Genomic DNA, 12,967 nt, shown 5'->3' with positions numbered 1-12,967 from the left:
TCTGTTTGAAAAAGGCGGCCTTTGGTCGCCTTTTTTATTTGCCAAATGCATAGGGCTGCGTAACATAACGCATAATTCTGCCGATATCTCGCAAGATTGTTACTGCGACACCCTGTTGCGGTTTCAGTTTCTTGACGAACTGTGACGGCGGGTGCATATGACAGCCAAAGTTAAGAACTATTCAAAGGACCTCTCGCAATGAGCGCGCCGCGTACACTTTATGACAAGATCTGGGACGACCATGTAGTGGATCAGCAGGAAGACGGAACCTGCCTCCTTTATATTGATCGCCATCTTGTGCACGAAGTGACGAGCCCGCAGGCTTTTGAAGGCCTGCGCATGGCTGGCCGCAAGGTGCGGCATCCTGAAAAGACGCTGGCCGTCGTCGACCACAATGTCCCGACCTCGCCAGACCGCATCAACGGTATCAAGAACGAGGAAAGCCGCATTCAGGTCGAGGCTCTGGCCAAGAATGCCGCGGATTTCAACGTTGAATATTATTCCGAACGTGATCGCCGTCAGGGCGTCGTGCATATCGTCGGACCGGAGCAGGGCTTCACCCTTCCGGGCATGACGATCGTTTGCGGCGACAGCCACACTTCCACGCACGGTGCTTTCGGCTCGCTGGCGCACGGTATCGGCACCTCCGAGGTGGAGCATGTTCTGGCAACCCAGACCCTGATCCAGAAAAAGGCCAAGAACATGCTGGTGCGTGTGAATGGTAAACTGGCTCCGGGCGTCACCGCCAAGGACATCACGCTCGCCATCATCGGCGAAATCGGCACCGCCGGTGGCACCGGCTATGTGATCGAATATGCGGGCGATGCCATTCGTTCGCTGTCGATGGAAGGCCGTATGACGGTCTGTAACATGTCGATTGAAGGTGGCGCTCGCGCAGGCCTGATCGCACCGGACGAAACGACTTTTGCCTATGTGCAGGGCAAGCCTCGTGCACCGAACGGCGAGGCACTGGAACAGGCGATTTCCTACTGGAAGACACTGCATTCGGATGAAGGTGCGCATTTCGACAAGATCGTCGAACTCGACGCTGCCAAGATTTCTCCGGTTGTTTCCTGGGGTTCCTCGCCGGAAGACGTGGTCTTCGTCACCGACGTCGTTCCGAATCCGGACGAGATCAAGGACGAGACCAAGCGTGCATCGAAGTGGCGTGCTCTGGACTATATGGGCCTGAAGCCGGGCACCAAGATGACCGATATCAAAATCGATCGCGTCTTCATCGGCTCCTGCACTAATGGCCGTATCGAAGATCTGCGCGACGCTGCGCGCATGGCCGAAGGCAAGAAGGTTGCTGTTGGCGTAAACGCCATGATCGTGCCGGGTTCTGGCCTGGTGAAGGAACAGGCGGAAGCTGAAGGTCTCGACAAGATCTTCATCGAAGCCGGTTTTGACTGGCGCGAGCCGGGCTGTTCCATGTGCCTTGCCATGAACGACGACCGCCTGAAGCCGGGCGAACGTTGCGCTTCGACCTCGAACCGCAATTTTGAAGGCCGTCAGGGCTTCAAGGGCCGCACGCATCTTGTGTCGCCAGCCATGGCCGCCGCCGCTGCCATTGCCGGACATTTCGTCGACATTCGCGAGTGGAACTAAGGTTTCACACCAGATGAGGTGTTTTTAAAACGCTTCTGGAAAGATCAAACCGCCGGCTCATCCCGGCGGTTTTTCTTTGGCTGTATATTAGCAGCTTTTTCACGCTTTGATTGTAAGGAGGCATGGGGTGGCTACAGCATCGGCCTGAAAATCGGAATCGATTTTCAGAAAGCACGATGCGTAGGTTCAATGGCTTAGAGCGTCCTTTGTGCGTCCATAAGGACGCACGGCGCTTTAGCGTTTGGAAGCCTTTGACAGCCAGCACGGGGAAGAGCATTGATGAATGGAGCCGACTTTATCCTCCTGATCAACATGACCGTTTCCGGTCTGTTTGCTTTCGCATTTCTCGGCATCGCCGTTTATGCGCGGGATAATGCGGCAGCGCCTGTCTTCGCCTTCGGTTTCATTTTCGCAATGCTCTATTTCCTGACAGAGCTTGCCATGCCTTCCATTCCCAATCCCCGCCTCGGTTATATGCTCGCCTTTTCGACCTATTACCTGACATTGGCCTGTCTGGTCGTCGGTCTGGCGCGAATGTATGCCCGACCGGTGCCGTGGATTGCGCTCGGTTTACTGACAATTGTGTCGCTCGCTGTGGTCTACGGCATATATGACATTGCCCGCAGCCAGATGATCGCCATGGTGCTTTATCAGGCACCCTATTTCCTCGTCCTGCTGCTTGCGGTTTGGCTGATCCTGCGGGTGGATCGCAACGGCATCGATACGTTGATGGCGGTGCTGTTCGGCTTTAGTGCGGTCCATTTTCTGTTCAAGCCGGTCATCGCGATGCTGTCGGGAGGGACGGGAGCTGAACCCAGAGACTATATCGATACGACCTATGCGATGTTCTCGCAGTCGATCGGTGCCGCTCTTTCTGTTGCGGGTGGACTGCTTCTGCTCTTGAGCCTGATGCGGGAGTTGATTGCCAATATGCTGATCCGCTCCGAAACCGACCAGCTATCGGGGCTGCTCAACCGGCGCGGCTTAGAGTTTCGTGCCGAGGCTGCAATCGAAAAATCGAAACGCATGCGGCAGGCCCTGTCACTTGTTCTGTGCGACATCGACCACTTCAAGGTAATCAATGATACGCATGGTCATGCTTTGGGAGATCGCGTCATCGCTGCTTTCTCTGCCGAGTTGCGCAAGGCAGCGAATGCCAAGGGCGGGATTGCCGCGCGTATAGGCGGTGAGGAATTCGCAATCATTCTGCCGGGCAACACGATCCAGTCCGCATGGCGGTTTGCGGACAAGACCCGGCTTGTCTGCCGCGATGTCCATATTTCCGGCAGGAACGGCGGGATTGAATTCACCGCGAGCTTCGGCATCGCGGAAATGGAATTCGATGATGTGTTTTCCGATCTCTACAAGCGGGCCGACGGGGCGCTTTACGAAGCGAAGAAGGGTGGACGTAACTGCGTCCGCAGCGCTCTGCCGATTTTGATGGACGAAAACATCGTGGAATTCCGCGCAAAGGCCGGGCGTTGAACAAATCCTAATGATAGCCGCAGCCCGCATGGTCGAGAACCGGCGTTTCCCCGCGGTCGATTCCATACATGAAAGAGCGCCCGCGCAGCACGACTGCGCTTTCGCAATTGCTGTTGGGCTTGGCAACGATATAGGCAACGGCGTGATCCCGTGGCGCGGTAATCACTTTTATGCGTTGCGGCGAAGACAAAAATGACTTCTGTGCCGTGCCGACCCGGATGATCCTGGCGCCGTTATCCGGCATCTGGATGACAAGATTGCCCGATGCGTCGACGAAGCGCACAGCTTCCTCGGCAAGCGCGGGACCGGCCAGCGCAAGAATGCCGACGACAATCAGACCAAGCATCATCCGTTTGCGGTTTGCCATCGTTGATCGAGCCTTATCACGCATGATCCCAAAGAGAATGAGGACTATCTTAACTCTTTCTTTACCTTTGTCATCCGTGCTGGCTAAAATCGAACCGGTCTTCCCGTGCGCTACTGCTTCGCAGGTCGCAGACGGAAGAGCTGGAAACGCCAAGGAACGTCCAATGACCAAAGATCATGCCGTCGATATTGCGCTCCTCCATCTGCGTGATGCCCATGAATTCGCACCGCTGCTGGCAAGCTATGCGCAGGCGCTGAAGCGCGGCGCTCCACGCCGTCCCGACGATTTTTATGCCGAGCATCTGCTTCAGGATCGTGCCGCTGAAACACTGGGTGCCAGGGTTGACGGAAATCTGGTCGGCTTCGTGATCTTCTACGATCTGCCCGAACCCGTGACAGGCTTGCGTGCAGGACAGGTGGACCATATCTATGTACATCACGATCATCGTGGGAAGGGCATCGCCAAGGCGCTGATCGACGTGCTGGCCGACAAGGCCGAGGAGCGCAGCTGGTCCAAGCTGGTGCTCAACGCGCCGCGCGTGCCGGAAGACGGGCGCAAGCTCTATGAACAGATCGCTACGGCTGCCGATTGGTCGAGCTATGTGATTCGATTCGGCAATTAATCGATTTCTCAAAAGTTGATGAAATTACACATGTTTTTGCGGATTGCGGTGTTCAATCGTTTGAATGCCGCAATCACGCGAATGTGTCGCCCAGGTGCGACCAATTGTTAGTCTTTTCGTGAAAAAGCTTCTTTGACGTGATGGTAAAAGCGCAGTAGAAAGCGCCACATAGGGCCGTACGCCACGGCCCAGCCATATTTTATTGGGTCGTACCGGCGCGGGATCGTAAAGTCCGGTTCCCTGCGCTTTGGACGACATCGAACGAGGGTTCGGGAGAACCCGCCATCTGGCTGCTTCGCTGATCTTCGTCTGCGGGGTGTGGCCGGAGAGAAACGTCAGGGAAGCCTACAGAGCCATGACACAACCGACTGTAACGCGTCAGCGTCCTTTGTCGCCGCACCTGTCCATCTACAAGCCGGTCATTACGATGACGATGTCTATCGTCCATCGCATCACAGGCGGTGCACTTTACGTCGGCACCCTTTTGCTGGCAGCCTGGCTGATTTCGGCTGCAGTCAGCGAAGAGTGCTTCAATATCGTCGATGCATTGTTCTCGTCATGGATCGGTCGCCTGATCCTGTTCGGCTATACCTGGGCACTTCTGCACCATCTGGCTGGTGGCGTTCGTCACCTGATCTGGGATACGGGCGCGGGGCTTGAAAAGCACACAGCTTCGAAGATCGCATGGGCGACCGTCGTTTTCTCCGTCATCGCCACGATCGTCGTCTGGGTCGTTGCCTATTCGGTGCGCTAAGGGGAGCTGGTTTCATGAACGGTATGAACAATGATATGCGCACTCCGCTCGGCAAGGTTCGGGGTCTGGGATCGGCCAAGGAAGGCACCGGTCATTTCTGGTATCAGCGCCTGAGCGCAGTCGCTCTTGTGCCGCTGGTCATGTTTTTCATCGGTCTGGTCATTTCGCTCAATGGCGCAAGCTATGCGGAAGTCCGGGCTGCTCTGTCGCATCCCTTCACGGCAATCGTGATGGCGCTGTTCATTCTGACCGGCGTCTATCACATGCGTCTGGGTATGCAGGTCATTATTGAAGATTATGCGCATAGCGAAGGCATGAAGGTCGTGCTGGTGATGCTGAACACCTTTTTTACGGCGGTGGTCGGTTTTGCCTGCATCTTTGCGATCATCAAGCTGAGCTTCGGAGGTTGATAGCCCGATGGCTAGTGCAGTAAACAACGCGGCTGACGCCGCTGTGGCAAGCAAATATACCTATGTCGATCACAAGTTCGACGTGGTGGTGGTTGGAGCCGGTGGCGCAGGCTTGCGCGCAACGCTCGGCATGGCCGAGCAGGGCCTGAAGACGGCCTGTATCACCAAGGTTTTCCCAACCCGTTCGCACACGGTTGCCGCACAGGGCGGCATTGCCGCTTCGCTCAAGAATATGGGCCCGGATAGCTGGCAGTGGCATATGTACGATACCGTCAAGGGATCGGACTGGCTCGGCGACACCGATGCGATGGAATATCTGGCGCGTGAAGCGCCTGCCGCCGTCTACGAACTGGAACACTACGGCGTGCCTTTCTCGCGTACGGAAGAAGGCAAGATCTATCAGCGCCCGTTCGGCGGCCATATGCAGAATTTCGGCGACGGTCCTCCGGTTCAGCGCACCTGCGCTGCTGCCGACCGTACCGGCCACGCGATCCTGCATACGCTCTATGGCCAGTCGCTCAAGAACAATGCGCAGTTCTTCATCGAATATTTCGCGCTTGATCTCATCATGACTGACGGTGTCTGCACCGGCGTCGTGGCGTGGAACCTCGATGATGGCACCATCCATCGTTTCTCTGCCAAGATGGTGGTTCTGGCGACGGGCGGTTATGGTCGCGCCTATTTCTCGGCAACGTCCGCCCATACCTGCACCGGCGACGGTGGCGGCATGGTTGCACGTGCCGGCCTGCCACTGCAGGACATGGAATTCGTGCAGTTCCATCCGACTGGTATTTATGGCGCTGGCTGCCTGATTACTGAAGGCGCACGCGGTGAAGGCGGCTATCTGGTCAATTCCGAAGGCGAACGCTTCATGGAGCGTTACGCGCCTTCTGCCAAGGATCTTGCCTCGCGTGACGTCGTCTCGCGCTGCATGACCATGGAAATCCGTGCCGGTCGCGGCGTCGGCAAGGCCAAGGATCACATCTTCCTGCATCTCGACCATCTTGATCCGGCTGTTCTGCATGAACGCCTGCCGGGTATTTCGGAATCGGCCAAGATTTTCGCAGGCGTTGACGTGACCAAGGAACCGATCCCGGTTCTGCCGACCGTTCACTACAATATGGGCGGCATTCCGACCAACTATTGGGGCGAAGTGCTGAACCCGACTGAGGCCGATCCGGACCGCGTACAGCCGGGCCTGATGGCTGTCGGCGAAGCAGGCTGCGCTTCGGTGCATGGTGCAAACCGCCTTGGTTCCAACTCGCTGATCGATCTGGTCGTGTTCGGCCGTGCGGCTGCAATCCGCGCCGGTCAGGTCATCGACCGCAAGTCGAAGATCCCTGACCTGGACCTCGCCGCCTGTGACAAGATCATGGAACGCTTCGACCGCCTGCGTTTTGCCAACGGCTCCCAGCCGACCGCAGAACTGCGCGAGAAGATGCAGCGCACAATGCAGGAAGATGCCGCCGTGTTCCGCACGTCGGAATCGCTCAAGCAGGGTGTCGAGCGCATGGAAAAGCTCTGGCATGAACTGCCGGATATTAAGGTCACCGACCGTTCGATGATCTGGAATTCCGATCTCGTTGAAACGCTTGAGCTGGAAAACCTGATGGCCAATGCGCTGACGACGGTTGTTTCCGCCGAAGCGCGTCAGGAAAGCCGCGGCGCTCATGCGCATGAGGATTTCCCGGATCGCAACGATGCCGTGTGGCGCAAGCACACCCTGTCCTGGCTGTCGCCGGATGGCAAGGTCAAGCTTGACTACCGCCCTGTCCATCTCGATCCGTTGACGACGGAAGAGGAAGGCGGCATCAGCCTCGCCAAGATTGCGCCGAAAAAGCGCGTTTACTAATCAAGGGAAAGAGCAATGGTTGAACTCGCACTTCCCAAGAATTCGCGCCCCCAAGAGGGCAAGACCTGGCCGCGCCCCGATGGCGCGAAGCGGGTCACCGAATTCCGTATCTATCGCTGGTCGCCGGATGACGACGCCAATCCAAGCATCGACACTTATTATGTCGACCGCGACGATTGCGGTCCGATGGTTCTGGACGGTCTGCTCTATATCAAGAACAAGATCGATCCGACGCTGACGCTGCGCCGTTCCTGCCGTGAAGGCATTTGCGGTTCCTGCGCCATGAATATCGACGGCGCGAACACGCTTGCCTGCACCAAGGGCATGGACGACATCAAGGGCGCCATCAAGGTTTATCCGCTGCCGCATATGCCGGTGGTGAAAGACCTTGTGCCGGACCTCACCAATTTCTACGCTCAGCATCGTTCCATTGAGCCATGGCTCAAGACGGTTTCGCCGGAGCCGCAGAAGGAGTGGCTGCAGAGCCATGAGGACCGTCAGAAACTCGATGGTCTCTACGAGTGCATTCTGTGCGCCTGCTGCTCGACCTCGTGCCCGAGCTACTGGTGGAACGGCGACCGTTATCTCGGCCCTGCCGTGCTGCTTCAGGCCTATCGCTGGCTGATCGATAGCCGCGACGAAGCCAAGGGCGAACGCCTCGATAATCTCGAGGACCCGTTCCGGCTCTATCGCTGCCACACGATCATGAATTGCGCGCAGACCTGCCCGAAGGGCTTGAACCCTGCCAAGGCGATTGCGGAAATCAAGAAGATGATGGTCGAGCGCCGCGTGTAATCGCAGCATCGCTATCAATTTGAATGAGGGGAAGGTGCAAACCTTCCCCTTTTTTTGATCTGAGCGCCGGTTACCATCGCAGAAGGCTTGATCTTTATAGCCGCGCCAATATCTGATTGGAGAATAAGTCCATCGGAGACAGGGCAATCATGCTCGATCATATCGGTTTCAACATTTCCAGCATGCCCAAATCGCGGGGTTTCTATGATGCGGCATTGGCACCGCTTGGCATAAGCCGGGCCATGGAGTTCGGTGACTGGGTGGGTTACGGTCGCAACGGCAAGCCGGAATTCTGGATCGGCAAGCAGAAGGGCGCGAAACTGGAGGGCGTGCTTCACGTCGCTTTTTCAGCGGGAACCCGCTCCGAGGTTGACCGCTTTTATGAAGCGGCTATTGCCGCGGGTGGTGCCGACAACGGTAAACCGGGCCTGCGTACTGATTACCATCCTGATTATTACGCTGCCTTTGTGACCGACCCGGATGGGCACAATATCGAAGCAGTCTGCCACCTGCCCGAATAAAAAGCGGGCTTGCGCCCGCTCATCATTTCCGTGTCTTGAACTCGCTCAGACCAGCTTTGCATCCAGCGTAACCTCGATGGCACCCAGTGCTTTCGAGAGAGGGCAGGATTGCTTGGCCTTGTTGGCGAGAGCCTCAAAATCTTCGACCGAGATGCCTGGAATAGTTGCGTTGAGTGTCAGCGCGCTGCGGCTGATCTCAAAGCCGCCACCGGCTGCGGGGCCGACAGTAACTGCTGCCGTTGCTTCCAGTTTTTCCGGAGGTGTTCCGTGCTCCGTGAGGAGTGCTGAAAGCTGCATGGCAAAGCAGCCTGCGTGGGCAGCGCCCAGAAGTTCTTCCGGATTGGTGCCGGAGCGACCGCTTTCGTCCTGAAAACGAGCCTTGAAATCATAAGGCAGGTCTTTCAGCGCACCGCTTTGCGTGTTGAGGGTGCCTTTGCCTTCCTTCAGCGTGCCTTGCCAGATGGCGGTTGCTTTTCTGTCCATGGGAAGCTCTCCTCTCGGTTGGGATTTCCGCTACCGATATAGGGCGCTTGACCACGGCTTCCAGCAATCAGCCCCAACTAGATGGACTGTCCTTTCAACAGACGCGGTATATCGCCCGAAAGACCGGCGGCCTGCTTGATGAAGAAGGATTTCAGTGTCGGCACCCGATCGACGAGCCCCAGACCAATATCGCGGATCGAACGGATGGCAGGGTTATCGTTGGAAAAAAGCTTGGTCAGGATATCTGTCGTCACCCCCATCTGCACGGTGTCGAAGCGACGCCAGGACTGGTAGCGCTCCAGGGCGGCAAACGAACCGATGTCGAGGCCGAGCCGGTCTGTTTCGACCACGACTTCCGCAATTGCGGCAGCATCCCGGAAACCGAGATTGAGGCCTTGACCGGCAATCGGATGGATGCGGTGCGCCGCGTCGCCCACCAGCACGAAGCGCGGTTTCACGAATTCGCGCGCCAGCGTCAGGCCGAGCGGGAAGGCGCGGCGCGGGCCTTCGACATGCAGGGCACCAAGACGGTGACCGAAGCGCTGTTCCAGTTCCGCTTCGAACACCAAGTCGTCTTCGCGGATGAGGCGTTCGGCATCCGACGTGCGCTCGGTCCAGACCAGGGAACTGCGATTGCCCTTCAACGGAAGGATCGCAAATGGACCGGCTGGCAAAAAGTGTTCATCGGCGCGACCGTCATGCGGCAGTTCATGGGCGACATTGCACACGATGCCGGACTGGCCGTAATCCCAGTTGACCGTCTTGATGCCAGCCAGATCGCGCAGGCGGGAGCGTGCGCCATCGGCAGCGATCAGCAGGCGTGTTTCAAGCGCGTTTCCATTGGAAAGAGTGACTGCCACACCTTCTGGGAGAGTGTTGAAATTCTCCACGCTGGTGGCTTCAAGGAAGGTGATTCCGAGCGCTTCAGCCTTGTTGTGCAGGGCGGTGTTGAGGACGCGGTTTTCGACCATATGGGCAAAGGGTTCACCGGGTTCGACTTCGCCTTCGAAAGTGAGGAATACCGGACGCACGGGATCGGAGGTACGCGAATCGGTGATGACCATTTCCGTGATGGGCTGGGCTTCGGGGAGGATTTCCCGCCAGCAGCCGAGCTGGTCCAGCATGCGCGATGCAGCAGCGGCAATCGAGGATGCACGCGGGTCGTTCTTCCAGGCACCAGCCGGCGCACCGTCGATGACAGTAACGGAAAGGTGCGGCGCCGCCGATTTGATCGCAACCGCCGTAACGAGCCCGACATAGCCGCCACCTGCAATCACCACATCGTTATTGCGTGGGGCTTCCGCATTTTTCTGGCCAGCCATTGTCGTTCCTTTCCAGAATCCGTCTTTCACGCAGTGTTTTGGCATATATCGTCGCGTATGAAACCCGATATTTTGCCGCGGTGCATATCGAAACGCGAGCTGTCGAAGCGAGGTATTCGGGCTTCTGCCAATACAGCTTTTCCCGCGCGCTTCTTGACAGGTTCCAATGCTCCGGCTCAAACAAGAAACCAAAGCATATATATGGTTGCAGGAGACAGGCTGTCCATGACTGATCAAGAAAAGTCCGCAGATGCTCAAACCGACGCAATGCGTGAGCTCCTTTCCATCCTTGATCTGGAAACGCTGGAGGTGGATTTGTTCCGCGGTAACAGTCCGCAGGTCGGCTGGCAGCGGGTTTTCGGCGGACAGGTGATCGGACAGGCGCTCATTGCGGCGCAGCGCACCGTCGAGCCTGAACGGGACGTCCACTCCCTGCATGCTTATTTCGTGCGACCCGGCGACCCGGCGATCCCGATTGTCTATGAGGTGGATCGTATCCGTGACGGGTCGAGCTTCAGTACGCGGCGCGTTTTGGCAAAGCAGCATGGCAAGGCTATTTTCTCCCTTTCGGCCTCGTTTCAGGTGGATGAGGGTGGGCTTAATCACCAGCTTCCTATGCCGGAAGGGCTGCCAATGCCCGAACAGCTTGTCGGTGATCGTGACATCAAGGAGCAATATCTCCATATGGCGCCGCCTAATGTGCGCAAATACTGGGAGCGGGAACGGCCAATCGAGATCAAGCCTGTATCGCTGACCCATTATTTCTCACGCGAGAAGCTTGAGCCTGCACAGCATGTCTGGGTCAGGGCGCGCGGCATCGTGCCGGATGACCGGGCGCTGCAGGCCGCCATTCTCGCCTATCTCTCCGACATGACCCTGCTCGATACATCCCTGCATCCGCATGGCCGCACGATTTTCGACCGTGACCTGCAGGTTGCGAGCCTTGATCACGCCATGTGGTTTCATCGTCCGTGCAGGCTTGATGACTGGCTGCTCTACACGCAGGATACGCCGAGTGCCTCCGGCGCGCGCGGTTTTAACCGGGGCGCGCTTTATACGCGCGACGGCGTGCTGATTGCATCGGTCGCGCAGGAAGGGTTGATCCGCGTCCACGATGAAAAGAAATGATTATTTTTTAATCGCAGGTTAGTGCTTCGATTAAAAATAAGGCATTTCGCCGCTGGTTGGCGGAATGCCCATGGCGCAAAACCTGAATCGAATGAATCACTTAAGGTGTCATTCGGTTCGAAATTGCAGCGGCATCATCTCGTCAATGGCCTGGAATTTCCGCATCCGGCGCACCGAATATCAGAAAATTTGCAGTAAATTTTCCTGTCGGGGCCAACTGGCACGATTTTTGTTTCTCTCTGTTTGAACCGGTCTTTCCAGCGCAGCCGCGTTTGAAGCCGCCCTTCGACGGAGATATTCGATGCTCATAACAGGAAGAAACAAGCAAACGGCCCTTCTGGCTACCCTGCCTGCGCTCGTCGCCATGGCCGGGACGGCAATGGCACAGGACGCCGCACCGACACCAACCCTCGATACGGGCGATACGGCATGGATGCTGACTTCAACCGCGCTTGTGTTGATGATGACCATACCCGGTCTCGCACTGTTCTATGGCGGCATGGTGCGCAAGAAGAACGTGCTGTCCACGGTAATGCAGAGCTTTGCCATCACCTGCCTCATGTCCATTCTGTGGATGGTTGCAGGCTATTCGCTGGCCTTTACCGACGGTGGATCGCTCAATTCTTATATAGGCGGCCTTTCCAAGGCCTTCTTCTCCGGCGTCACGATGGAATCGCTGACGGGAACCATCCCCGAATATGTGTTCATCACCTTCCAGATGACTTTCGCCGTCATCACGCCCGCACTCATCGCCGGTTCGTTTGCCGAGCGCATGAAGTTTTCCTCCATGCTGGTCTTCCTGACCCTCTGGCTGTTTATCGTCTACATCCCGGTCGCGCATTGGGTCTGGGGCGGTGGCTTCATGGCGTCGGATGGCGTGCTCGATTTTGCTGGCGGGACAGTTGTTCATATCAATGCTGGCGTCGCCGGTCTGGTCGCAGCCCTCATCATCGGCAAGCGTGACGGATACGGCCATACCAATATGGCGCCGCACAATCTCGTGCTGTCGGTCATTGGTGCTGCCCTTCTGTGGGTTGGCTGGTTCGGCTTCAACGCCGGTTCCGCTGCTGGTGCCAATGCGCTCGCTGGTGTCGCCATGCTCAACACGCAGGTTGCGACCGCCGGTGCGGCTCTGGCCTGGATGTTCGTAGAATGGGCGATTGCTGGCAAGCCAAGCGTACTCGGCATCATTTCAGGCGCCGTCGCAGGCCTTGTCGCCGTTACGCCTGCCGCCGGCTTCGTCAACCCTATGGGTGCGCTCATCATCGGCATCGTCGCCGGTGTGGTCTGCTATGTGGCGGCCGTGAAGATCAAGCATGCGCTTGGTTATGACGATTCGCTCGATGCGTTTGGCGTCCATGGTGTTGGCGGCTTCGTTGGTGCGGTGCTGACCGGTCTCTTCGCCGATGCGGCAATCAACCCGGCCGGGGAAGGTGCAACCATCGGCAAGCAGTTCTTTGGCGCTGCCATCACGATTGTCTATACGGCGATTGCTACCGCGATCATTCTTTACGTGGTCAAGGCTGTCATGGGCCTGCGGCCCAGCAAGCAGGCCGAGATCGAAGGCCTCGATATCGCTTTGCACGGCGAATCCGTTCAATAGAGCGGGATTGTCTCAAG

General features: G+C 57.3%; 13 protein-coding genes. 10 read left to right on the top strand and 3 right to left on the bottom strand.

The window, feature by feature from the left end; all coding sequences use genetic code 11:
- The first annotated feature begins 198 nt into the window (after nt 1-198).
- Both leuC and MKS82_RS12885 read left to right on the top strand, forming a co-directional pair.
- Nucleotides 199-1,608 (top strand): 3-isopropylmalate dehydratase large subunit, encoded by a 1,410-nt coding sequence (gene leuC, locus MKS82_RS12890; RefSeq protein ID WP_109988612.1) that lies wholly within the window; start codon nt 199-201, stop codon nt 1,606-1,608.
- A 279-nt stretch (nt 1,609-1,887) separates the two neighbouring features.
- On the top strand, nt 1,888-3,093 hold the full coding sequence (locus tag MKS82_RS12885) for a GGDEF domain-containing protein (RefSeq protein ID WP_109988611.1): 1,206 nt from the start codon (nt 1,888-1,890) through the stop codon (nt 3,091-3,093).
- Between the two features lie 7 nt (nt 3,094-3,100).
- Here the strand turns inward: MKS82_RS12885 and MKS82_RS12880 are convergent, their stop codons facing one another.
- Nucleotides 3,101-3,460: a hypothetical protein gene (locus MKS82_RS12880; protein ID WP_109988610.1), complete on the bottom strand. Its 360-nt coding sequence runs from the start codon at nt 3,458-3,460 to the stop codon at nt 3,101-3,103.
- A gap of 163 nt (nt 3,461-3,623) precedes the next feature.
- On the opposite strand from MKS82_RS12880, the gene MKS82_RS12875 reads away from it, so the two are divergent.
- The 6 genes from MKS82_RS12875 (at nt 3,624) to MKS82_RS12850 (ending at nt 8,414) form a co-directional block, all read left to right on the top strand.
- Nucleotides 3,624-4,082 (top strand): GNAT family N-acetyltransferase, encoded by a 459-nt coding sequence (locus MKS82_RS12875; protein WP_006470954.1) that lies wholly within the window; start codon nt 3,624-3,626, stop codon nt 4,080-4,082.
- Between the two features lie 355 nt (nt 4,083-4,437).
- Complete coding sequence (sdhC, locus tag MKS82_RS12870) at nt 4,438-4,836, top strand: succinate dehydrogenase, cytochrome b556 subunit (RefSeq protein ID WP_109988609.1); 399 nt, start codon at nt 4,438-4,440, stop codon at nt 4,834-4,836.
- Nucleotides 4,837-4,850: 14 nt separating this feature from the next.
- Entirely contained in the window at nt 4,851-5,246 is a 396-nt protein-coding gene (sdhD, locus tag MKS82_RS12865) for a succinate dehydrogenase, hydrophobic membrane anchor protein (RefSeq protein ID WP_109988608.1), read from the top strand.
- A gap of 7 nt (nt 5,247-5,253) precedes the next feature.
- Nucleotides 5,254-7,098, top strand: a complete 1,845-nt coding sequence (gene sdhA / locus MKS82_RS12860) for a succinate dehydrogenase flavoprotein subunit (RefSeq protein WP_061344522.1) — start codon at nt 5,254-5,256, stop codon at nt 7,096-7,098.
- Nucleotides 7,099-7,113: 15 nt separating this feature from the next.
- Nucleotides 7,114-7,893: a succinate dehydrogenase iron-sulfur subunit gene (locus MKS82_RS12855; RefSeq protein ID WP_010657572.1), complete on the top strand. Its 780-nt coding sequence runs from the start codon at nt 7,114-7,116 to the stop codon at nt 7,891-7,893.
- A 149-nt stretch (nt 7,894-8,042) separates the two neighbouring features.
- Nucleotides 8,043-8,414, top strand: coding sequence for a VOC family protein (locus MKS82_RS12850; RefSeq protein ID WP_109988607.1), 372 nt, complete (start codon nt 8,043-8,045; stop codon nt 8,412-8,414).
- 45 nt (nt 8,415-8,459) lie between these two features.
- On the opposite strand, the gene MKS82_RS12845 is transcribed toward MKS82_RS12850, so the two are convergent.
- Both MKS82_RS12845 and MKS82_RS12840 read right to left on the bottom strand, forming a co-directional pair.
- Entirely contained in the window at nt 8,460-8,897 is a 438-nt protein-coding gene (locus MKS82_RS12845; RefSeq protein ID WP_061344520.1) for an OsmC family protein, read from the bottom strand.
- A gap of 77 nt (nt 8,898-8,974) precedes the next feature.
- Complete coding sequence (locus MKS82_RS12840) at nt 8,975-10,219, bottom strand: ubiquinone biosynthesis hydroxylase (RefSeq protein ID WP_109988606.1); 1,245 nt, start codon at nt 10,217-10,219, stop codon at nt 8,975-8,977.
- 225 nt (nt 10,220-10,444) lie between these two features.
- On the opposite strand from MKS82_RS12840, the gene tesB reads away from it, so the two are divergent.
- On the top strand, nt 10,445-11,347 hold the full coding sequence (gene tesB / locus MKS82_RS12835; RefSeq protein WP_240578910.1) for an acyl-CoA thioesterase II: 903 nt from the start codon (nt 10,445-10,447) through the stop codon (nt 11,345-11,347).
- Between the two features lie 301 nt (nt 11,348-11,648).
- Nucleotides 11,649-12,950: an ammonium transporter gene (locus MKS82_RS12830; protein WP_109988602.1), complete on the top strand. Its 1,302-nt coding sequence runs from the start codon at nt 11,649-11,651 to the stop codon at nt 12,948-12,950.
- Nucleotides 12,951-12,967 lie beyond the last annotated feature (17 nt).

The organism is Ochrobactrum sp. A-1, from assembly GCF_022488005.1.
GTDB lineage: Bacteria > Pseudomonadota > Alphaproteobacteria > Rhizobiales > Rhizobiaceae > Brucella.
Note: the sequence above shows the minus strand (reverse complement) of the source record. Positions and strands in the feature narration are given on the sequence as shown.

Bases quoted from the DNA above. Each gene is read 5' to 3' on its own strand.
- MKS82_RS12875 (WP_006470954.1), top strand. From the start codon at position 3,624: ATGACCAAAGATCATGCCGTCGATATTGCGCTCCTCCATCTGCGTGAT.
- MKS82_RS12840 (WP_109988606.1), bottom strand. From the start codon at position 10,219: ATGGCTGGCCAGAAAAATGCGGAAGCCCCACGCAATAACGATGTGGTG.
- MKS82_RS12830 (WP_109988602.1), top strand. From the start codon at position 11,649: ATGCTCATAACAGGAAGAAACAAGCAAACGGCCCTTCTGGCTACCCTG.
- leuC (WP_109988612.1), top strand. From the start codon at position 199: ATGAGCGCGCCGCGTACACTTTATGACAAGATCTGGGACGACCATGTA.
- MKS82_RS12850 (WP_109988607.1), top strand. From the start codon at position 8,043: ATGCTCGATCATATCGGTTTCAACATTTCCAGCATGCCCAAATCGCGG.
- MKS82_RS12885 (WP_109988611.1), top strand. From the start codon at position 1,888: ATGAATGGAGCCGACTTTATCCTCCTGATCAACATGACCGTTTCCGGT.
- sdhA (WP_061344522.1), top strand. From the start codon at position 5,254: ATGGCTAGTGCAGTAAACAACGCGGCTGACGCCGCTGTGGCAAGCAAA.
- sdhD (WP_109988608.1), top strand. From the start codon at position 4,851: ATGAACGGTATGAACAATGATATGCGCACTCCGCTCGGCAAGGTTCGG.
- sdhC (WP_109988609.1), top strand. From the start codon at position 4,438: ATGACACAACCGACTGTAACGCGTCAGCGTCCTTTGTCGCCGCACCTG.
- MKS82_RS12855 (WP_010657572.1), top strand. From the start codon at position 7,114: ATGGTTGAACTCGCACTTCCCAAGAATTCGCGCCCCCAAGAGGGCAAG.
- tesB (WP_240578910.1), top strand. From the start codon at position 10,445: ATGACTGATCAAGAAAAGTCCGCAGATGCTCAAACCGACGCAATGCGT.
- MKS82_RS12880 (WP_109988610.1), bottom strand. From the start codon at position 3,460: ATGGCAAACCGCAAACGGATGATGCTTGGTCTGATTGTCGTCGGCATT.
- MKS82_RS12845 (WP_061344520.1), bottom strand. From the start codon at position 8,897: ATGGACAGAAAAGCAACCGCCATCTGGCAAGGCACGCTGAAGGAAGGC.